General features: G+C 44.9%; 16 protein-coding genes and 4 pseudogenes. 8 read left to right on the forward strand and 12 right to left on the reverse strand.

What is annotated here, in order from left to right; genetic code table 11:
• Positions 1–345: 345 nt before the first annotated feature.
• Positions 346–558: a helix-turn-helix transcriptional regulator gene (locus QUB12_RS30790; protein WP_333139222.1), complete on the reverse strand. Its 213-nt coding sequence runs from the start codon at positions 556–558 to the stop codon at positions 346–348.
• Positions 559–693: 135 nt separating this feature from the next.
• On the opposite strand from QUB12_RS30790, the gene QUB12_RS30795 reads away from it, so the two are divergent.
• Both QUB12_RS30795 and QUB12_RS30800 read left to right on the forward strand, forming a co-directional pair.
• The gene (locus tag QUB12_RS30795; RefSeq protein ID WP_333139220.1) at positions 694–927 is read left to right on the forward strand and encodes a hypothetical protein; all 234 of its coding nucleotides are present in this window, start codon (positions 694–696) and stop codon (positions 925–927) included.
• Positions 928–1,211: 284 nt separating this feature from the next.
• A complete protein-coding gene (locus QUB12_RS30800; RefSeq protein WP_333139218.1) occupies positions 1,212–1,625 on the forward strand; it encodes an SET domain-containing protein-lysine N-methyltransferase in 414 nt (137 codons plus the stop codon).
• Positions 1,626–1,806: 181 nt separating this feature from the next.
• Here QUB12_RS30800 and petL read toward each other — a convergent pair whose 3' ends face one another.
• On the reverse strand, positions 1,807–1,908 hold the full coding sequence (gene petL / locus QUB12_RS30805; RefSeq protein WP_333139216.1) for a cytochrome b6-f complex subunit PetL: 102 nt from the start codon (positions 1,906–1,908) through the stop codon (positions 1,807–1,809).
• Positions 1,909–2,404: 496 nt separating this feature from the next.
• Positions 2,405–3,596, reverse strand: a pseudogene (locus tag QUB12_RS30810) (RNA-guided endonuclease InsQ/TnpB family protein).
• 169 nt (positions 3,597–3,765) lie between these two features.
• On the opposite strand from QUB12_RS30810, the gene aroB reads away from it, so the two are divergent.
• Positions 3,766–4,860 carry a 3-dehydroquinate synthase gene (gene aroB / locus QUB12_RS30815; protein ID WP_333139214.1) on the forward strand — a complete coding sequence of 365 codons (1,095 nt, stop codon included), beginning with the start codon at positions 3,766–3,768 and terminating at the stop codon, positions 4,858–4,860.
• Positions 4,861–4,956: 96 nt separating this feature from the next.
• Here aroB and QUB12_RS30820 read toward each other — a convergent pair whose 3' ends face one another.
• The 3 genes and pseudogenes from QUB12_RS30820 to QUB12_RS30830 all read right to left on the reverse strand — a co-directional run.
• Positions 4,957–5,727: a tetratricopeptide repeat protein gene (locus QUB12_RS30820; protein WP_333139212.1), complete on the reverse strand. Its 771-nt coding sequence runs from the start codon at positions 5,725–5,727 to the stop codon at positions 4,957–4,959.
• 106 nt (positions 5,728–5,833) lie between these two features.
• Positions 5,834–6,973 carry a transposase gene (locus QUB12_RS30825; RefSeq protein WP_333139377.1) on the reverse strand — a complete coding sequence of 380 codons (1,140 nt, stop codon included), beginning with the start codon at positions 6,971–6,973 and terminating at the stop codon, positions 5,834–5,836.
• Positions 6,915–7,520: pseudogene (locus tag QUB12_RS30830) on the reverse strand (IS607 family transposase); the annotation flags it as partial. The pseudogene QUB12_RS30830 and the gene QUB12_RS30825, both read right to left, overlap by 59 nt.
• A 196-nt stretch (positions 7,521–7,716) precedes the next feature.
• On the opposite strand from QUB12_RS30830, the gene QUB12_RS30835 reads away from it, so the two are divergent.
• Positions 7,717–8,553 (forward strand): stomatin-like protein, encoded by an 837-nt coding sequence (locus QUB12_RS30835; RefSeq protein WP_333139210.1) that lies wholly within the window; start codon positions 7,717–7,719, stop codon positions 8,551–8,553.
• Here the strand turns inward: QUB12_RS30835 and folP are convergent.
• The 6 genes and pseudogenes from folP to QUB12_RS30865 form a co-directional block, all read right to left on the reverse strand.
• Positions 8,544–9,410, reverse strand: coding sequence for a dihydropteroate synthase (gene folP, locus QUB12_RS30840; RefSeq protein WP_333309947.1), 867 nt, complete (start codon positions 9,408–9,410; stop codon positions 8,544–8,546). The genes QUB12_RS30835 and folP overlap by 10 nt on opposite strands.
• A gap of 93 nt (positions 9,411–9,503) precedes the next feature.
• Positions 9,504–10,155: pseudogene (locus QUB12_RS30845) on the reverse strand (Uma2 family endonuclease).
• 377 nt (positions 10,156–10,532) lie between these two features.
• Positions 10,533–10,862: a hypothetical protein gene (locus QUB12_RS30850; protein WP_333309949.1), complete on the reverse strand. Its 330-nt coding sequence runs from the start codon at positions 10,860–10,862 to the stop codon at positions 10,533–10,535.
• A 218-nt stretch (positions 10,863–11,080) separates the two neighbouring features.
• Positions 11,081–11,806, reverse strand: coding sequence for a triose-phosphate isomerase (tpiA, locus tag QUB12_RS30855; protein WP_445300679.1), 726 nt, complete (start codon positions 11,804–11,806; stop codon positions 11,081–11,083).
• Positions 11,807–11,874: 68 nt separating this feature from the next.
• Positions 11,875–12,060: a PCP reductase family protein gene (locus tag QUB12_RS30860; RefSeq protein ID WP_333139202.1), complete on the reverse strand. Its 186-nt coding sequence runs from the start codon at positions 12,058–12,060 to the stop codon at positions 11,875–11,877.
• Positions 12,061–12,160: 100 nt separating this feature from the next.
• The gene (locus tag QUB12_RS30865; protein ID WP_333309956.1) at positions 12,161–13,126 is read right to left on the reverse strand and encodes a hypothetical protein; all 966 of its coding nucleotides are present in this window, start codon (positions 13,124–13,126) and stop codon (positions 12,161–12,163) included.
• Between the two features lie 166 nt (positions 13,127–13,292).
• Between QUB12_RS30865 and QUB12_RS30870 the strand changes: the two are divergent.
• From QUB12_RS30870 to QUB12_RS30885, 4 genes and pseudogenes are all read left to right on the forward strand, one after another.
• A pseudogene (locus tag QUB12_RS30870) lies at positions 13,293–13,445 on the forward strand (IS701 family transposase); the annotation flags it as partial.
• Positions 13,446–13,962: 517 nt separating this feature from the next.
• Positions 13,963–14,976: a PleD family two-component system response regulator gene (locus QUB12_RS30875; RefSeq protein ID WP_333309959.1), complete on the forward strand. Its 1,014-nt coding sequence runs from the start codon at positions 13,963–13,965 to the stop codon at positions 14,974–14,976.
• A gap of 18 nt (positions 14,977–14,994) precedes the next feature.
• Complete coding sequence (locus QUB12_RS30880) at positions 14,995–15,399, forward strand: hemerythrin family protein (RefSeq protein ID WP_333139192.1); 405 nt, start codon at positions 14,995–14,997, stop codon at positions 15,397–15,399.
• Between the two features lie 150 nt (positions 15,400–15,549).
• Positions 15,550–21,549 carry a response regulator gene (locus tag QUB12_RS30885; protein WP_333309962.1) on the forward strand — a complete coding sequence of 2,000 codons (6,000 nt, stop codon included), beginning with the start codon at positions 15,550–15,552 and terminating at the stop codon, positions 21,547–21,549.
• The last annotated feature ends 53 nt before the right edge of the window (positions 21,550–21,602 follow it).

A 21,602-nucleotide genomic window follows, 5' to 3' on the forward strand; every position in this document is an offset into this window, starting at 1 on the left:
TGGACGAGTACGGGGAGCTTGTCAGCATCCCCTAATGTGTCGGGCCGTGAAACTAAAGCTGAGATTCTGCAAAGATTGTCCCAATTGCGGTGGAGCTCAGATACAAGCCCACATCTCCGGCGGTACTCCGCTTGATGCTGGGTAGTTGACTCATGACATCAAAAGCAAGGGCGATCTTCTGAACGGCACTCAGATCGACCATACTCATCCCATCATCGCGTCTAGCGTACCCTTTAACCGTGTTGTAATTGACCCTCTTGGCGATCTGCCACGTCTTGCAGCGTCCAGCCCTTTTCTTCTGCCAACTCTCGAATCTTTAGTCGAACTCGCCCCATTGGTGCGCCCTCAATCTTCCAAAATCTCGACCAAATCTTCCATTGTCACGTCGAAGGCGCGGGCAATTTTGTAAACAGCAGAAAGATCGGCTGTATTCAAAGCATCGCGCTGAACGTAGCTTCTGACAGTGTTGTAATTAACTCCGGATCGATCCGCAACTTGCTTTAGTGTCCAACCCTTTTGCTCAGCTAGTTCTCGAATCCGCAGTCTAACGTATCCCATGTTTTAACTTGACATTGATGCGTATGCAACATATGATATCTATGTACACTAAAAACGATCGCCCTCCTAGCCTCGAAAACTTAAGGGCGATCGCCTTTTCTATCACACCCCGCGTTTGCGGGGAAGGATTACCCTATGATACCAACATCCAAGCCCAAATTAAACACTCATCCCTGGTGTATCGTGCGACAATTGCCAAATATGCAGCGATTGGTGGTTGCTCGGTTCCACCGCCGGGGCGATGCGGATGGATACATACAGATTTTACGGCGGTTGTTGCCGACGGCTAAACACGCGATCGTTTTTGATACGACAGGGGCTGAGAAATTGGCAGAAGTGCGATCGACTCAATTAGAACGAATCTTGTAATTAATCAGGAGCGATCGTGTTTTATAGCAAGTGCGATCGCTCCTGTGTTATAACCCAGAAGTCAGCCCCTAGCCAGACTCCACGCTAAAATTATCATCCTTAAGCGGATAATTTTTTTTTCGTTTTTTTTTACTCTATTATACTCTATAATATTTCCGATTTCAATTAGAAGCGCTATAGTGAACGGCCAGTTTCTTCATTTGGATGTAGGTGATAGAGTTGTGGTGTTGATAGTTTTAAGCAGCATTTTGTTGCTTATTTTCATAACAGGAGAATAAAACGGTATGCTACTGGTTAAGACAAAACTTGGCATCAGTTTTATTCATGCTATTGGTCTTTTCGCAGCGCAGTTTATTCCCAAAGGTACTGTTACCTGGGAATACTCTCCATACTTCGATACGTCTTATGAAGAGGCTGATGTTGAACGTATGTCTCCTTCAGCAAAAGAACAGTTCCTAAAATATGCCTATTTTGACAATATCCTCTGTAGATATGTTCTTTGCTTTGACGATCAACGTTTCATCAATCATTGTTCGGAGTCTCCTAATATTCTTTCGACATTGCGACGAGACGTTGCAGCAGTTGACATCTACGAGGGAGAAGAACTTGTTTGCAACTATAACTGTTATGATGATACTTATTTTATACGTCTTGGCATTCAGGAAATCACTCTGACACGCACCATACAATCTAGTTAAAGTGTTACAATTGCGTACTGGATTTATTGAATTAGTTAATACTAGCATAAAGTTTTATAGGAGGAAGCACTTGCGCGATCTATCTACAGATAAAACTAGAGATTTTTCGCGCAAATACTTCGCCCAAACGATACTTTTGCCAGAGATTAAATCCTCTGGTTGAGGCATCTAAATTAGCAAATTAGATGAGTTTGACAGCCCGCAGACCAAACATCAGGACTGTCGCCAAGCCGATCATGCCGCCAAAAAGCCCGAAATAAGTTATTATTCCGCTAAGAGTCATAAAAATCCTCGGTAAGTGGGTTCCTCAGCGTCTTTAGACCTGAGAGGGAAACGATACGAGCGGTTTCAACCGCCTTAAATAATTTACACCTTTACCGCCTTGGAATTACTTAGTTCCGGGTTCTTTTGTAATAAACTTTCAACAGGACAATTACTGCTTCAAACCTTTCACCCTGTACGCATAATGGTTTGCTCTTTCTTAGAGCCTCCTTTCGGGGTAATGTTAGCACGCGCCAATGTTTAGTGAGCTTGTTAGGTCAGCAGCGCTGTCTTACCTAAGAGTAAAACTGTTTAACCACTGACGACAGAGCGGGGAACTAGCTACGCATTCTCCCGCTGTCGTGACTCAAAAAACTTAGTCAGTTAAGACGCTTGGCTGGTCAACTAACTGAAGTTGTAGGCATCAAGCCCGTTACTTCAGTGCGGGGCGCTGACTGCAATTTCTCCAAAACAATCATTGACACTCCTGGCGCGTAAACGCACCGGGATTCTTTAATCTACGAGCCAATTTGCTGAGGCAGGATTTCTCCAGCCAAAGTAGAGATTGATTCTCCTAAAGCGTTGCTTGCGTCAAGCGCAAAAGTTCCGGTATGCCCTACCGTACCCAATCCTCTCCTTGAGGATATTTCTAGCCGCGTTTTCGTCTCTATCCATTACACACCCACATTTACACACGTGCGTTCTAGTAGATAGCGTTTTCTTGACAATTACACCGCAGCTAGAGCATTCTTGGCTGGTATATTGCGGATTCACCGCAACCGTAATCTTTTCAAATACTTTTCCAAAGTATTCAAGCCAGACACGGAACTGATACCAAGATGCGTCGTTAATAGACTTAGCTAAACAATGATTCTTCACCAGATTTTTTATTCTCAAATCTTCGTAAGCGATTACATCGTTTGATGAGATTACGCACCGTGCAAGCTTCATTGCATGGTCTTTACGCTGCCTACTTATTTTGAGATGGCGTTTGCCTAGAATCCGCCTAGCTTTGTCCCTGTTGTTTGAACCTTTTACTTTCCTGGACACCCGACGTTGACAACGTTTAAGGACTTTTTCACCTTTTCGCAAAAATCTCGGGTTCTCAACCGTAATTCCTTTTGAGTCGGTGTAATATTCCTTCAATCCTACGTCTAAGCCTATGGTGTTCCCAGAGGGGGCTATGTTTTCCTTTCGATCAATATCAATACAAAACTGAACGTATACGCCATCCGCACGTTTTACCAATCTCACCCGTTTTATTTGGCTAATTTGGTAGAAATGCAAATCGCGTGTCCCCTTGAGTTTTAACCGCCCAATCCCTTTCTTGTCGGTAAAATTGATGGATTTTCGGTCGTCGGCAAGTTTCCATCCCGTTGATTTATACTCAACAGAGCGGCAATCTTTCTGGAACTGTGGATAGCCTTTTTTGCCAGCAACACCCTTCTTGCAGTTATCGTAGAATCGGGAGATAGAAGACCATGCTCGTTCTGCACTAGCTTGTCTAGCCATTGAGTTGAGTTCGTCAGCAAAGGAAAAATCACGCGCCAGTACAGCGCAGTATTTATTCAAATCATATTTATCCACCTTTTTGTTGTCCATCCAATACCTTATACAGCTATTGCGGACGAATTTTGCGGTACGAATTGCTTCGTCTACGGCAGTAAACTGATTTGATTTTCCGTATGCTTTAAACTCGAAAACTAGCATGGTTTTACCTCCCACCTTATGCTACTATGTTCAGCATAGGATGTTCCGTGACTTATTAAAACTTTACAATTAAAGCCGTCAAGCGAAGGACGGGGTTTTTAACCCAATTTCCTGATAAAAAGACCTATAAGAACTATAATCTAAAATCTAATATCTAAATTAGATAAATATGCAATCGATAATTAAAGTTGACTTGGGGCCACAATCTTACAATGTTTGCGTGCGATCGGGCGGTTTAGACGAACTCGGCAGTCTGATGGGCGATCTCAGCTTGGGCAAAAAAGTGCTGCTGGTGTCGAATCAGTCGATTTTTCGGCAGTACGGCGAAAGAGCAACAGCGGCCATCGAATCGGCCGGTCTGGAAGTCAGTAGCTGCATTTTACCACCGGGAGAACAGTACAAAACTTTAAATTCGGTGCAGAAAATTTACGGTGCGGCTTTGGAAAACCGCTTAGAACGTTCCTCGACAATGGTGGCTTTGGGCGGCGGGGTGGTTGGCGATATGACGGGTTTTGCGGCGGCAACTTGGCTGCGCGGAATTAATGTCGTGCAGGTTCCGACTTCGCTGCTGGCGATGGTTGATGCTTCTATTGGTGGCAAAACGGGGGTAAATCATCCTTTAGGGAAGAATTTAATCGGGGCTTTTCACCAGCCACGCTTGGTGTTAATTGACCCGGATGTACTCAAAACTCTGCCGGCGAGAGAGTTTCGTTCGGCGATGGCGGAAGTCATCAAGTACGGGGTGATTTGGGATGCTGAACTTTTCGGGAAGTTGGAGAATTGCAAGCGTTTGGATCAAATGCGCTATGTGAAGGCGGATTTGTTGGCAGAAATTTTGAGCAGGTCTTGCCAAGCTAAGGCTGAGGTGGTAAGCAAAGACGAGAAGGAATCGGGTTTGCGGGCGATTTTGAATTACGGACACACCATCGGTCATGCTGTGGAAAGTTTGACCAATTACAAGGTGATCAATCACGGGGAAGGAGTGGCTATCGGCATGGCTGCGTCAAGCCGGTTGGCTGTGGAGTTGGGAATGTGGGATGCTGAGTGCGATCGCCGTCAATCTGCTTTAATTGAAAAAGCGGGTTTACCTGCCAAATTGCCGGCTGGTGTGGATGTTGAGGAAATTTTGCATACTTTGCAACTCGATAAGAAGGTGCAGGATGGCAAGGTGCGGTTTGTGCTGCCGGTGCGCTTGGGTGAGGCTGCTGTGAGCGATCGGGTGGATGGGGATTTGATTATACAAGTTTTGAAGGAAATGCTTTAGCTTGCGGTTTTTGGGGCTGTTTAACCGCCGCTGAATGCTGATTAACGCCGATCGCCAATGATGTTTTTTCTTTCAATCGGCGATCGGCGCTGGAGTTTAGGAACCGCTCGATCGCGAATTAATTTCCTCCAAAATTTTATCTATTCTGTTAGCGGCTTGAGTTCTGCCTTGCTTGATAAATAACTCTTTAGCTTTTGTGAGGCTGGCTACTGCCTCCGCTTGGTTTTCCTTGTCTCCTTGTTGGTACAAACCGACTCCTAAATTGTTTAAAGCATCGGGATATCGATCGTTAATTTTAATGGCTTGTCTCCACTGAACAATTGCCTCTGGCAACTGCCCCTGACTTGCCATCGCCACGCCTAAATCGTTGTGAGCTTTGGCGTGCTGCGGGTTGACTTCAATTGCTTTTTGGAATAGAGCGATCGCATCGCTCATTTTACCTTGCCCCGACAGCATAGTTGCCAACTTGTAATAAGCATCCGCTTCTTTGGGATAGCGAGCGATTAGTTGCCGGTACAAAGCTTCGGCATTGACAGCATTTCCTTGACCGTAAAGGTCGTTGGCAGTTCTCAAACCCATCGTGTAGCCTTTACCTACAACTTGGCACTTTTTCTCGGAGTTGCCTTCCTGCTTGCAAATCCTGAGTTCGTCTCCCTTCATCTCGTAGGACATAACTTCCCGAACAGCAGGGCCTCGGCGCTGTGGTTGCAAGTTCTGCGAGTGCAAGTTTTGCGATAGTTGCAGGGCGATTGTCTCAGCCCCGGCCGGTTCGGCCACTGCGACACTGCAGATTCCTGCACCCACCAAAATGCTTGGGGCAATCCACATCAAAGGTTTGAACCAGGGAAACTCTCGATCGTTTTTCATGTTTTTTGTGGAAACGTGTTGTTGATATCCTGGGTTTCACTAGCGCCGCAAGAGTCGGAGCCGATGGGGCCCACCCGATGAAATAGTTAGTTATTAACAGATACATTTAACCCGGCAATTCCCGGAAGTCCGAGATTGCTGAGTATGGTAAGACTTGGAAATCAGCAAGAATTCCAGTCAAAGAGGTATCTCTCAAAGCTTTCAACAAAATGTTAAAAGCGCCATTGGTATCCCGGTCTAGTTTGTGACCGCAGGAGGGGCAAGCAAAATGCTTTTTGCCTCCTAGTTTTGTATGAATGTGACCGCACTTTGAACAGGTCTTAGATGTATACTCTTCTGTTACGTCTACTACAACACAACCATGTTTGGCTGCTTGATGCTTCAACGTTTTTTTGAATTTATAGTGACTCAAAGTCACCATCGCTCTAGCTGTTTTCGCAGTCAGGCGACGCTTGACTTTCTTCACCATCTGCTGAGTCTCGAAAGTCGGCAGAAAGATTACCTTGTATTTGTCACACAGATATTTCGCCGTTTTTTTGTGCAATTCAGAAACCAAATTTTTAATTTGGTTTCTGATTTTAGATGCAGCTTTTCTCAAGCAATAGCGAAGTCGTTTAAAACTTCTCCCCTTGCTGTTGCCGATTCGACTCATTATTTTATCTAGATGCCTAGCAAGACGGTAGATTCTGCCAATATCATACTTGCCCACCTCTAGTACCTCCTGCCCGTCGAAACCCGTCATAAAAGTTCTTACACCGGGGTCGAGTGCCACAGCCAGTCTTGAGTCTGTCGCAGCAGGCTTGCTTTCCTTGACTGCATAACTTACAAACCACTGACCGTTAATTAAGCTTAGGCTTGGCTCGTGCTGCATGACATCCAAAATTGGTTCTGCTGACTTAAAGCTTAAGCCTTTGGTCCCTTGAGGGTAAAACGTACTTGATTTCCAGTTGTCAGTTTGAAATCTAATGGTTTGAGACGTATCTCGACAGGTTCTGAATTTAGCTGAACCTCCCGACTTTTTAGCAGCTTTGTGGGCTTCAAATGCTTGAAATACTGCTAGCTGTCTGGGATTGTAAGGTTGTAGTTTTACCCAATCTGGCGCGCTATCCATAATCTGCTTTCGCAGAGCGTATTTACCAATTTTCTGGGTTTTGAGGATAGCAATTGCTTGGTTGTAACACCACCGACTAGCAGCTATCCAAGTTCTCCAGGTTGCTGCTAATTTCGTTTCCGGGTAAACTCGGATCTTCTTTGATAGTAGATTTGTACTTGCGGAGTCCGTACAATCGGCAACTGAATACGTGGATGATGGCAAGGATATCTTCAATGATTTCTCTTTCTGGAGATAGTTCTGTGCGACCGAGAACCACGAGTTTGCAATCGTTTTGTTCGCACACCCCTCTGATGAGGTCACAACCAAACCTTGCGAGTCGGTCAAGGTGGCAGACCACAATTGGGCTGATAGTTCCTGACATGACTTGTCCCAAAAGGGCAAGAAGACTTTTTCTTTTGAAATTGAGTCCCCCTCCGATATCTTTGAAGACTTGGCCTTGCGGGTAGATTCCTTGGAGGTAGCTGATTTGTCGGTTGAGGTCTTCTTTTTGTGTGGCCCTGCTAACTCGGCAGTAGAGGGCGGTGATTCTTGGATGGAGTCCGTCACTGAACACTGAGTCAATGTCGTAACGTCGCTGGTTGGTAGGAGTTCTAATTGTCTTGATTTTCCCTGCTTCGTCCCAGTTTCTAAGGGTCTTTTGGGAAACCGAGAGGAGTTTACAGGCTTCTCGGGGGGTGACTCAAGCGAGTCATGATGGTTGTTTTTTGCTGGCATCTCCTATGGTATCCTGTTTGGTCGGGTTGTTCCGGGAATTTACAAAAAATAATTTACCTTGTCGCAACAGTCGAGATATTTTAGCACTGTGGGGTCGAGTTTGAGTTAAATTAGAGTAGAATTCCGATCGATTCTCAGTCAACCTTAGCAGGAAAATAGAAATGGGGCAGTCTATTCTTACCATGCTCTTTGCGCTCATCCTCGGCTACGCTGTTAACTCAAGCGTCAAAATAGTCAGCGGTGGCGACGAAGCTTTAGTGGAACGTTTGGGTCAATACAAGCGCACCCTCAAGCCAGGATTCCACTTTATCAGTCCCCTGGTCGAAAAAGTCGTCTGCGTGGACACAAGCCGTGAAAGAGTTTTAGACATTAAACCTCAGTCAGCAATCACGGGAGATAATGTGGCTCTCGAAGTCGATGCCGTTGTGTATTGGCGGGTTGTGAATTTACAGAAAGCTTATTATGGAATCGATCAAATTGAAAATGCGATCGCCAACTTAGTTTTAACGACGTTTCGCGCTGAAATTGGTCGATTGCCCATGCAAGACATCTTGGGTTCCCGAGATGACATGAATAAAAAGTTACTCAAGAAGTTGGACGAAGCTACCGAAACTTGGGGTGTCAAAGTAATTCGGGTAGAAATTCAAAGCATTACACCTCCGAAAAGGGTGCAAGAAGCTATGGAATTGGAGCGCGCTACCAAGAGCGAGTGGCAAGCAATGGTCAATAAGGCGATCGGCACTAAGGAGTATATGAGGCTCTTAGTTGAAGCTTTAGACTCCCATCCGAATAGCAAGCAAGTTTTGAATTACTTAGTAACGGAAAAATACTTAGACGCTCAACAAAAATTGGGCGAAAGCGACAATGCCAAAATTCTGTTTATGGACCCCCGGAGCATGAGCGAAGCTCTGGGCGAGCTGATGGGTTCTATGCCCGATGTGGTTCATTCTGAGGGCGGGGAAATGAAAGTTATTGATACTCCCACTTCTCAAGACTGATTTCTGAAGATAGCGTCGGCAACCAGACAAACATCGTGCATTTCTCTGACATCGTGAACTCGTAAGATATCGGCCAAATTTGCGATCGCACCTGTACAAGCCGCCGCTGTCCCCCAAACTCTTTGTTTCGCTTCTGGCTGATTCAAAATGTGACCGATGAAGCTTTTTCGCGATACTCCGACTAAAATCGGACAGTTTAAAACACGGAATTTTCGCAACTCTCGCAGAATTTCTAAGTTTTGACTGTAAGTCTTGGCAAAGCCAATACCAGGGTCGAGAATTATTTGAGATTTGTCAATCCCAGCAGCAACTGCCGCCGCAATTCGACTCTCGAAAAATTCCCCAATTTCCCCGATTAAATCCCGATAATCTGTTAGTTGTTGCATCGTCTGGGGATTTCCCCGAATGTGCATCAAAATTATTGGCACTTTTAACTGAGCAACGGTTGACAGCATTTCCGAGTCAAAAGTTGCTCCCGAAATATCGTTAATTATATCCGCTCCCGCCTCAATCGCAGCTTTTGCAACCTGCGCTCTGGTAGTATCGACCGAAATAGGAACTGAGCCAAAAAAATCGGCTTTTTGTCGCAGTATTTGTACGACAGGTATAACGCGATCGATCTCCTCTGAATAGGATATTTCCACTGCACCAGGCCGAGTAGATTGACCGCCAATATCAATAATATCTACCCCCGACTTTACCATATTTTCCGCTTGCGCTAAAGCAGATTCTATGGTATAGAAATCTCCGCCGTCGCTAAAACTATCAGGGGTTACGTTCAAAACGCCCATTAAATAAGTGCGTTTTCCCCACTCGAAAGCTTTATTTCTAAGTGTAATTTTTTGGTTATTTATCATATCACCTCATCACTCGGCGATTGAAATCGCTTCTTGTCAAACGAAATCCCTCTCTAAAAGACGCAAGAATAAAGCAGAAGCGCCATTCTTAATTCAACCAAAACTTAACCAGCTAAAAACAGTATCAACTGTCAATTCTAATTCAATTTTATCAATTATTGGCAACAGAGCTGCACCTTTATACAGTTCTATAGCAAAACCATTTGATTTGTAAACAATGGATTCAATCATGACAAACGTTTCAGGTTGTTCTACATTCACGACTCAAATAGACTTGCTATACTTTTTGTCCGGCAAATACTGCCAAAATACTCTCTTCTTCTGGATCTAGTAACCACCCCAACTCAGTGCCGTTTCGCGAACAGTGGAGTAAGTTACTCAGCACTTTTGTTTGGCTTTGGTTGGGAGAGAGAATTTCTATCGACCAGTCGGGATTAATGTCAAAGCGGTTAGCAATTCTACCAGACGGCAAAAAAGGAATTCTTTCCCATCGGAATACTGCTACATCTGGCACGATTGATGCGCCGCCAAAAGTGCAGCGCAACTCGGGAAAAGCATTGGCAATTTTCCGAGTTTTCGCTACTTGATTGATAGTCTTGCAGAGCTCACCTTGAAGTACGCTGTCTTCACCTTGAGGCATGGGCTTCTGAATGATGTGTCCCTCAAGAAATTCTGATGCCGGTTCAGTTTCAGGAAGTTTGAGGAACTCGTCTAAGGCGGGTTTGGGTTTAACGATCCCAGTCATAGGTTAATTCTCCCGATCCGAGAAACACTGAACGGCACATCACAATTGTAGGCGATCGCTGTTTAAATCCCGGTGTCGAGTTCCACTTATCAATTAGCAATTACCTATTAGCAATTACTATTTACAATATCTACAGTATTTGTAGGTTAGGTTTTGCTATCCCTCAACCCAAAATGCGATGAATGAGTGTTGGGTTTCTGTCAGGGGTGACATTCAAAACTCCCATTAAATAAGTGCGTTTCCTCCACTCGAAAGATTGACCTCTAATTGTCATTTTTATTTGGTGACTAGCTTCTTTTTGGAGTAGCTGATCCACCAAGTGCGATCGCGTAAGTCGGAAGGCGTGGTTAATTCCCTAAAAAGCTAGGCGACTCAATTTAAAATGCTACCAATAAAGCGCCAATCATTTGCAAGACATGGACAACAGTCTCAATAGATAATCCCAGCGAGGTCGCCAATTGACCGAGCACCGTTGCTATTTCAGTAATTCCGGCCCCGGAACTGATTAAAGCTATCAACTGGCTGATAATTTCAGTAACAGCGGGTAATGTAGCGGGTACTTGAGCCACCAGGCCAGACAGCAACCCCACAACTCCCACTCCCGCCTTGAGAGCTACGAGTAGTGCCGTTAGCTGCGCGATCGCCTCTGGTCCTTGGGTGTGAACGTAATCTAAAATTTGTGCGATTATTGCTACGAGTGCATCCATGTTTATGTCCTTTTAGGGTTTTATTTTACTTAAAATCCAGTTTGAATCATTTAACAAAGTTTGCTAGAGGAGTGTATGACACTTTTCCTGCTGTCTTGGTTCAAGTGTTGGAAGCAAACAATTTTCCAGCTTTCGTCTGCTATAACTCTTACACATTATCTGGTTTTGGTGTCATAACTCCTGGCATAACCCCCCAATTACTAATTACCCATTAGGACTTATTTGTAATTGACAATTCGAGCAAAACTCGCAGCTTCCAAACTCGCACCGCCTACCAGAACCCCGTCAATCTCAGGCATCGCCATAACTTCATCAATATTCTCCGGTTTAACAGAGCCACCGTACTGAATTGGCACGTCAGGATTAGTCAATTTACTGCGAATCAAACCAATAACTCGGTTAGCTTCCTTAGCTTCGCAAGTATCGCCAGTGCCGATCGCCCAAATAGGCTCGTAAGCAATGACTAACTTATTTTGGTCAACATCAACCAAATCTTTTGCCAACTGAGAAAAAATGTGAGCTTCAGTTTCGCCTGCATCTCGCTGCTGCTTGGTTTCCCCAACGCACAGAATCGGAATTAAATCGTATTTCTGAGCAGCTTTCAGCCGCAAATTCACCGTTTCGTCAGTTTCCCCAAAATATTGGCGCCGCTCGCTGTGGCCGATGATGACATAACGGACACCAAGTTCACTCAGCATTGGCCCGGAAATTTCCCCAGTAAAAGCTCCAGACTCTTGCCAGTGAACGTTCTGAGCACCGAGTCTGATCCGGCTGCCGTGCAAATTTTTCGAGAGGACAGCCAAGGAAGTGAAGGGAACGCAAAGCACGACTTCCCGTTCCTCTGGGGTTTCCGTCAGGCAGGACATGAACCCTTGAAGAAACTCTAGGGATTCTGCCCTAGTTTTGTACATTTTCCAGTTGCCAGCTATAACTATTTTCCGCACTATTTCTTTAAGTCCTTGTCCTTACAACGCAATTTATAGTCTAAAGCTTTAGCGTACCTTTCGATCCTTCATTGCCCAAACTCGATTCGAGCTTGCTCAACTAAGTCAACGGTGACGACTTCGGTTTCGGCTTCGCGGGCCAAGTGTTCTATGCGGACGCGAGCTTGTCCCCGGACAAAGTAGGGAATATTTTTCAGCTTCGCCTTGGCTTCTGGCGTCCATTTTAAATCATCGGAAAATTCGGAATCGGGCATGGCGTATTCAGCGATCGACTACAAGCCTTCATGTATCAGGCTTTGATGGAAAGCCTGGATCTATTAAATTTACCACGAGTTGCGATCGCGCCACACCTTCTCACTCTGACTTAAATTTGTTGCCTAAAATAGCCGACGCCTCTTGTAAAAGCTGATTCTGCTCTTCTCGAATTGCCTCCAACCTTGTCAAAATATTAGCAAGTCGTTCCTGAGACTCCAAACTGTTTGATTCAACTCCCCTCAATTGTAAAGCTGAATTATTGTTGTATTCTAGATTCTTTGAAACCAAGGAGTTTACAGCCACTCCACCGAAATTACTTACAGATTTAGAGCCGACACTCAAAACTCTTTGCATAAATTTTACAGGGCTTTGCAGAATAAATAACCATCCTCCTGCAAAAAATCTACTTAAAGCCTGAAAAAAACCCAATATAATGAATACAAATAGCAGTATCACTGCTAAAGATATCAGCGGATGACTCACCAACCAGAAGACTCCAGGGTGAGCATCAATCCAATCTTTGACAGTACCATTGATAGCACTTTTGATGGCATCTGAAGCGGCACCGCTCATATTTCCCGCCTTGTTAATGCTATCTTCTAATGAAGCCTTAGCCTTTTCTGTAGCTTGATTTACACTCTCTACAGCTTGGCTAGTGCTTTGATTCAGAGTATTGACCGCAGAGTTAGTAGTTTGATTAATCGTTTCTTTAGCAGTTGCCGCAGAGTGAGAAACAGCATCAACAGCTTTGTTGGTACTTTCACTGACTCGACTAACTGCTTGATTCGCGACTTCCGATATAGAAAGTCTCGCTTTTTCTGTTTTCTCGGCTACAGTACCTAAAGCATTGTTCGTAGCTTGATTAACAGTATTAACGGCAGAATTCGTAGTTTGAGTGAGAGCTTCTTTGGCCTGAGATGCAGTTTCGGAGAGAGAATATTTAGCTTCTGCTGTTGCTTCGGAAACAGAATTTACTGCTTTTCCGACTTGTTCCGTCCAAACTTCTTTCGTTTTTTGAACGCTTTGAGAAAAATTTTGAGAAAAATCAGGGAGTGCTACTGCCATAGTAAGTGATCTCCATCAAGTTAATTTACTCTTTTCCAGTGGTTATAGTATATAGCAATGCTTGCAGGAGTCATAAATTTTTTACCCCACTCCAACCCTCCCCGAACTCGCGGGGAGTCCGTAAGAAATTCACAAATGATGCGATAATTGCTATAGTATAGCTTCCATGCCCCCATGCTTTGAAAGATTGTGCCAACGCTTTGACGATGTGTTCCCGACTCAAGCCCAAAGACATGAGTTTAGACACTATCTGGGGGGATTATTGGGAGAAAAAAGAGAAAAAACCTATCCCAGCTCGCGCAAAACGCTGTAGATGTTTCTTAACAAAGCTTACGCCTTTTTGCAGTCAGAGCTTCCTGGGGCGAACAAACGCTCAACCAAGGGCGAAGCTATAGGTGATAGTGTCACAATCAGATGTATTCCCCAAAAATAGATCGGACGATCGCTCAAAGATGAGGCCGGAATTTGATGCACCTGAAAAAGGCTGAATTAAGTTGAGAAATATAGCATATTGTCCCAGCGACGATCGCGCGATAACTGGCGATCGTTCGTCAAAGCTCGCTCGGCGTTGTAAAAACTGTTTAACGCCCCCAAAAATAATTACATATTTACAAAAATTAGCGCCAGTTACCAGACTTTCTATCTCCGAAAAAAAGCGATAAATTTTAAGTAGACTGTGGTTGGTGGTTTAACAAACCCGACGCTGCCTAAGATGTTGTTGCGGAAGCTTAGCTGGTGTATAATTTATGACATATTTGCCCAATTTTCCCTTTCTATCTCAAGCTCAAAATATGCTACGCTAAAATGTTTGCAGAGCTTAAGATACACCCTGACGTATGTATCAATCATTAGAAGACTCAGCCATTTCGACTAACCCATCTACGGCACCGTCCCCTTTAATTCTCATTGTGGATGACGATGCCTTGATTCGTTTGCAACTCCGACTGTATTTACAGAAAGAAAAATACCGCGTGGCCGAAGCTACTGATGGGTTGACAGGGCTAGTAGCTTATGAGGAAGTACATCCAGACCTGATCCTGCTAGATGCAGTGATGCCTACTATGGATGGTTTTGCTTGTTGTCAAAAATTATCTGAAGTGCCTGAGAGCGCTCGCCCACCTATTTTGATGATTACTAGCTTAGAAGACAAAGAATCTGTCGATCGAGCGTTTGCAGCGGGAGCGGCTGACTATATCACTAAGCCGATTCACTGGGCTGTTTTGCGACAGAGAGTGCGACGGTTGATTAAGCAATTCCACTTGCAACAGCAACAAACCCTACTTTACAACCAGCTAGAGGCCGCCAATCGACAATTAAAATACCTCGCGTCAATTGACGGTTTGACTCAGATTGCCAATCGCCGTCAGTTTGACCAACAGCTAGAGGAGGAGTGGCGACGCATGACGAGGCAGCAAACTCCTTTGTCACTGATTTTGTGTGATATCGATTTCTTCAAGCCTTACAACGATACTTATGGACACCAAGCAGGGGATCTATGTTTACAGCAAGTTGCGACAGCTCTCAATCGCAGTATTAATCGAGCGGGAGATTTAGTAGCACGTTATGGAGGTGAAGAATTTGTAGTGATTTTATCGGACACCGAGCTTGAGGGAGCCGTCCAAATCGTTAAGCAAATGCAGGCTCGCATCCAAGATTTAGCAATAGTTCATAAGAGTTCTCCGCATCATTGTATTACGCTCAGCTTCGGTATTACCAGTGTGATTCCTAACCAAGAAAGCTTACCAGAAACTTTAATTACTGCTGCCGATGCAGCACTTTATCAAGCCAAAGACAAAGGTCGTAATACTTTTTGTACCAACATTCATACAGTTAATGAATTCACCCGTTAAATCCTAAGGGTAAAAACTATGCCTCTCGTCATTTGGAATGACTCGTTAACTATTGGTATTCCCGAAATAGACCGCCAGCATAAACAATTGATCGATCAACTCAATACCTTAGTGGATGCCATGTTGGCAAACCGTGGGAAGGAAGAAATAAAAGGTATTGTAGATTTTTTAGACTTGTATGTAGCCCAACATTTCGGATTTGAAGAAAATTGTATGCAAAGATACAAATGCCCAGTTGCATCTAACAATGCAGCGGGGCATACCAAATTTATTAAAACACTGAGTGAAGTTAAACAAGAGCTACAAACCAAAGGGTCGAGCCTTTCCTTAGCCATTAAGGTTAATGAACAATTGCTAGATTGGTTCGTGAACCATATTAAAAAAGTCGATCGAGAACTCAAGTCGTGTATGAGTAAGCCTTGATTGCTGCTTGAAAGCTTAAATAATCGGTGGTGCGATCTTCAGGGAAACTGTCAGGTAAATAACAGATCGGCTCTATGGCGCTTTTTTTATCGGAATCAGGTCATATTCAGCAACTAGCGATTATAAAAGTTTATGGGAGGGGCTAGCTCAATGCGTAATAAAAGATGGTTAGGTGCGATCGCCCTTCTCACTGGTGCGGGTATTCTGGGCAACTATTTCAGTTTGTCTCTTTTCTTTGGGGTTGATTTCCTCTTTGGCAGTATTCCCATACTGATTATTACTTACTACTTCGGCTTGGGCTGGGGAGGCTTGGCTGGTCTAATTGCAGGCAGCTATACTTATATCCTGTGGCATCATCCATACGCCACGATTATTTTGGTAATTGAGGCTCTGTTTGTAGGGTTTCTTTGCAAGAAGCGCAAACAGCCAAATATCCTTTTATTCGATGGGATTTACTGGTTCTTAATTGGAATGCCCCTCCTCTGGCTTTTCTACGGTCAAATGATGCACATGGAGGCGAATCAGACCATCCTCGTTATGTGCAAGCAAGCAGTCAACGGCATTTTTAATGCCTTAGTTGCCAGCTTAATCATTTCGTATGCGCCGATTTATCGGTGGATTGGTGCTTCAAAGCATCTCGCCCTCTCTTTACAACAAACTATTTTTCATCTGTTGGTAGCTTTTGTCTTTCTTCCAGGACTGATGCTATTAGTTTTTGATGGTAGATCCTTGGTAGGTCAAATCCAAACGACGGTGCAAACGGAGTTACGAACAAACGCAAAAAGTCTCACTAGCGCAATATCTAGATGGCATCAGCGACATCTCTTAGCTTTGAATACATTAGCTGAAAAATCGCTCATGCCTGAAGCCGGCACTGCTGCTAATACAGCGATTAAATCATCCGAGGATCTACAACAAAACATTAGCCTGATCGAGCAGGTGTTGCCAGATTTCGACAAAATTTATGTTGCCGATTCATCGGGAACCATTTTAGCTACTTCTTCTCTTTTAAATCCAACCCGCCGGCGGTTGATGGAACAAAGCACGGAACATCAATCTCTAATTCCCCTGGCTCAAGAGCGGTTGAGACCTTGGATGACTCCTATCCACAAAGATATATTACTGGACGAACCTCATGTAGGATTGAATGTACCCCTGCAACTTCAAGGTAATTTTCTTGGGCTGGTCCACGGTTCATTAGGATTGAGCCAGATCAAAGCTCTCTACATTTTCCAGAGAAACAATCAGCAACTAGGCATTACATTGCTAGATCAAAACAACCGAGTCATTGCCAGTAATCAATCCGACCAAAAGCTTTTGACCAGTGTTCCGGGGTCAAAGGACGGCAGCACTCGCACCTTAGAGGGAACCTTGCAGCAGTGGCTTCCTAGCAAGGGCAAGAATCCGATGATCCGTTGGAAAAATTCTCTGTATATACAGGAATTTACCATTAGCCCCGCTCTGGACTGGAAATTACGCTTAGAAATTCCAGCCGATCCCTATGTAGAAAATTTACAAAATCGCTACAAGGCTGACTTGAGTATTCTACTCCTCGTCACAATGTTGGCATTTTTGTTTGCAACGCTGGTTAGCGAACGACTGATCCAGCCATTATCCTATTTAGCTCGTGCGACTACTGACTTACCCAACAAGCTTTCAGAAGAAACATTTGAATGGAAACATAGCTCTGTTAGTGAAATCAATGAGCTTGCTGGCAATTTTCAATTGATGGCGATCGCGCTTTATCAAAAATTTAGGGAGATTAAACACGCCAACGCTACATTAGAACAGCGGGTTCAAGAACGAACGCAAAAATTATCCATAATCAATCGCTCTCTGAAAGCTGAAATTAAGAGACGTAAACAAGCCGAAACTGAACTAAGAACGAGAGAGGCGGCGATACGAGCTTTATATGAAGTCACTGCTACCCAAAATCTCAATTTTGAGCAGCGCATTCAAGCTTTGATTGACATGGGATGTCAGAATTTTGGGCTGGAAAGTGGCGTCTTGGCTCGTGTGCAAGATAACCGTTATGAAGTGATGGTTGTGCGATCGCCCGATGAAGTCCTGAAACCAGGTGATGTCTTTGATATTAAGCAAACTTTGTGCTGTGAAGCTTTAGACACAAATGAACCCCTAACCATCCAACATACAGGCACCTCAAAATGGCGTCACCATCCTGCCTATCTTGCCTTTGGCATGGAAGCTTATATTGGAACACGAGTTTTAGTTGCAGGCAAAGTCTACAGTACCCTCAGCTTTTCTAGTAAATCTCCCCGTGCAGACAGCTTTAAATCTGCCCATGTGGAATTACTGAAGCTGATGGCTCAGTGGATTGGTAGTGAAATCGAACGGCATCAGGCAGAAGTCGCTCTGCAAGCGAGTGAAGAGCGGTGGGAACTCGCCCTACGTGGTAGTAATGAAGGGGTATGGGATTGGAACGTCAACACTAATGAAGTATTCTTCTCGGCTCGCTGGAAAGAAATGTTGGGCTACGAAGACCATGAAATTTCCCATCACCTGGACGAATGGAGCAAGCGGGTGCATCCCGATGATCTCGGTTGCGTCTTGCAAATAATTCAAGATCACTTTGAGGGCAAAACTTCTTTTTATATTACAGAACATCGAGTTCTTTGTAAGGATGGGAGCTACAAGTGGATTCTGGCTCGAGGGCAGGCGCTTTCGGATGAAGCGGGCAAAGTTGTCCGTATGACTGGTTCTCAGAGCGATATTACCGATCGCAAAAACTTAGAGCAGGAAATTCAAGCAAGAGAGCAATTATTGAATGCTTTCTTTAAAGGAGCTTCCCTAGCAGGGGTGGGGCTGTGTATCCACGATCGGCAGTTTAAATTTTTACAAATCAATGAGGCACTAGCTGAATTTAATGGCCACTCTGTGGAGGCTCACTTAGATAAGACAACCGATGATATTTTGGGAGAATTTGCGCCTAGTGTAAATGCACTGTTACAACAAGTTTTAACGACAGGAAAACCTTCGATCAACTTGGAAATTAGCACAGCACTATCCAGTCAAACGGGTGTCAAGCGCCACTGGCTCGTTTCTCACTTTCCCATTTTCAAGGATGCAGAGCAGGGTATAGCAGTGGGTTGCATTCTAATTGAAATTAGCGATCGCAAACGAGCCGAAGCGGAACTGCAACAAATGAGTGCGGCCCTAGAAAATGCCGTGGCAGGCATTTCTAGGCTTGACCCTCAAGGACGCTATATCTCTGTCAATGTGACTTATGCTGCCATCTGCGGATATCAGCCTGAAGAACTGCTAGGGAGGGACTGGCAAAACACCGTTCATCCTGAAGATGTTGAGAAGATGGTGGCTGCTTATGAGCAAATGTTGAGAGACGGTAGAGTCGAAGCGGAAGCTAGGGGAATCCGAAAAGATGGCTCTAGCTTCTATAAACAACTGGTGATGGTTTCTGCTTATGACGAGCAAAATGTCTTTGTGGGGCATCACTGCTTCATGAAGGATATTACCGATCGCAAGGAGGCAGAAGAAGCACTACAACGACAATTGCAAAAAGCCCTACTGCTGAAGCAAATTACCCAAGAAATTCGTCAAAGCCTCAATGCTGAGCAGATATTTGAAACGGCTGCTATTCAGATTGGGCAAACTTTTGGTGTCAGTCGCTGCTTAATTAGCACATACCAGGACAATCCACTGCCTCAGTTTCCTGTCGTTGCAGAGTATCTAGCAGTGGGATATGGGCCCAGCGGGGAGCATGACATTCTGGCGGCCAGTCCTGCTTATACAAAACGGTTGATGGCTCAAGATGAAGCGATCGCCTCCCCGGATGTCTACTGCGATTCATTGCTCACCTGTGCTCATTCAATTTGTACCAGTCTCAATTTGAGATCGACATTAGCAGTGCGAACCTCTTACCAAGGAGAACCGAATGGTGCCATTTGTTTGCACCAGTGCGATCGCTACCGTCGTTGGACTGCCGATCAAGTGGAGTTGCTAGAATCAGTGGCGACTCAAGTAGGAATTGCCCTAGCTCAAGCCCAATTACTAGAGCAAGAAACTCGACAACGAGAAGAATTAACTCTGAAAAACTTTGCCCTGGAGCAAACTAGACGGGAAGCAGAAGCAGCGAGCCGAGCCAAAACTGAGTTTCTGGCGATGATGAGCCATGAAATTCGCACTCCCATGAATGCGGTTATTGGTATGACGGGACTACTGCTGGATACAGAACTCAAGGCTCAACAGCGAGACTTTATCGAGACGATTCGCAATAGTGGGGATACCCTGCTGAGTATCATCAACGACATCCTGGACTTCTCCAAAATTGAGTCGGGCAAGCTGGAGCTAGAAATGCATCCCTTGAGCTTGAGAGATTGCATAGAAGGTGCGATCGACCAACTTGCAGTTAAAGCAGATGAGAAGGATATTGAGTTGGGCTACCTCATCCAGCCTCAGACTCCTAAGTTCATTTTGGGTGATGTCACCCGTCTCCGTCAGATTCTAGTTAACTTGCTCAACAATGCGATTAAGTTTACTGAAACTGGGGAAGTTACCATTTCCGTGGAAGCCTCTCTAGTTGATTCTGACAAAACAATTTCTGAGCCTGGGAACTTGTCAGAAAGCTTGTACGAAATCCAGTTTGCCATTCAAGACACAGGCATTGGTATTCCCGCCAATCGGCTCGATCGACTGTTCAAGTCTTTTAGTCAAGTAGATGCTTCGACGACTCGGCAGTATGGAGGGACTGGTTTAGGTCTGGCGATTAGTAAGCGACTTAGTGAAACGATGAACGGCACGATCTGGGTTGAGAGCGGAGGCCACGTCGGAGGAACCCCTTCACCAAAATGGCAAGCCGCTAAGCTTAATCGAGTCACAATGGGTTCCACCTTCTACTTCACGATTGTCGCATCCTCTGTTGCTACTGAGTTAGCGGAACCGATGGAAATGCTACCAGAACTATCTGGCAAGCGTTTATTAATCGTGGATGACCAGCCCACTAACCGACAAATTCTGACGTTGCAAGCAGAGAGTTGGGGGATGCAGAGTCTGGCTGCCCCATCGGGTGCGGAAGCGCTCAACTGGCTTGAGAGTGGAGAAGCGTTTGATCTGGCTATTTTAGATATGCAAATGCCACAAATGGACGGCCTCACACTCGCCTCAGCCATCCACCAGCATCCTAAGTGCCACCGTTTACCCCTAGTGTTGCTGACTTCAATGGGCTACCCAGAAGCGAGTTCTTCAGCGCTCTCCACCCACTTTGCGGCTTTTTTAAGCAAACCGATCAAACAATCCCAGCTCTATCAAATACTGATCCATGTGCTACAAGCTCAACCGAAAAAAGTTCAACAACAGCTTCCTATATCTGTGGAGGATGATATGAAACTTGCCCAGAGACTCCCACTGCGAATTCTTTTAGCAGAAGATCATCTGGTAAATCAGAAGGTGGCACTGCTGCTGTTAGAGCGTTTGGGATACCGGGCCGATATTGCTGCCAATGGATTGGAAGTTTTGGAAGCCCTGAATCGCCAGCCTTATGATGTAGTGCTGATGGATGTACAAATGCCAGAGATGGATGGACTAGAAGCCAGCCGTCGTATTTGCCAGGAGTGGCCGGCTCCTACTCGTCCCTGGATTATTGCAATGACGGCAAATGCCATGCAGGGCGATCGCCAAGTTTGTCTTGATGCTGGCATGAATGACTATATCAGTAAACCAATTCGACTAGAGGCTCTCAACCAAGCGCTGAGTCAGTGTCAACCCAACCCGGAACCGCAACAGGCCCAAAAGGAGGAATCAGATAGTAACAAGCCAAAAATTGATAGGCCAGCGGTTAACCTCACTGAACTGCAAGCCTTCTGTAGCAGCATCGATCAAGATTCAACCGAGATTTTGAGCTTGCTAGCTAACTGCTACTTGGAGGAAGCCGTAAAGTTGCTAGAAGCTATGAAATTAGCGATCGCCCAAGGGGATACTCAAGCCCTAAACCGAGCGGCCCATACCCTCAAAGGCAGTAGTGCGAATCTAAGCGCGGCTCCTCTGGCCCACCTTTGTGCCACGTTAGAAGTCATCAGTACCTCTGGTCAACTCGATCGAGCCTCCTCCCTATTTGCTCAAATCGAGGTTGAGTACGATCGTGTCAAGAATACTCTCCAACAAGAACTACAAGCATAGCGAAACTAATCTATGAAAGTCACTTAAATAGGCATCTTTTGGCATCAGGACTT

The sequence above is a fragment of the Microcoleus sp. B7-D4 genome (assembly GCF_036705125.1).
GTDB lineage: Bacteria > Cyanobacteriota > Cyanobacteriia > Cyanobacteriales > Microcoleaceae > Microcoleus.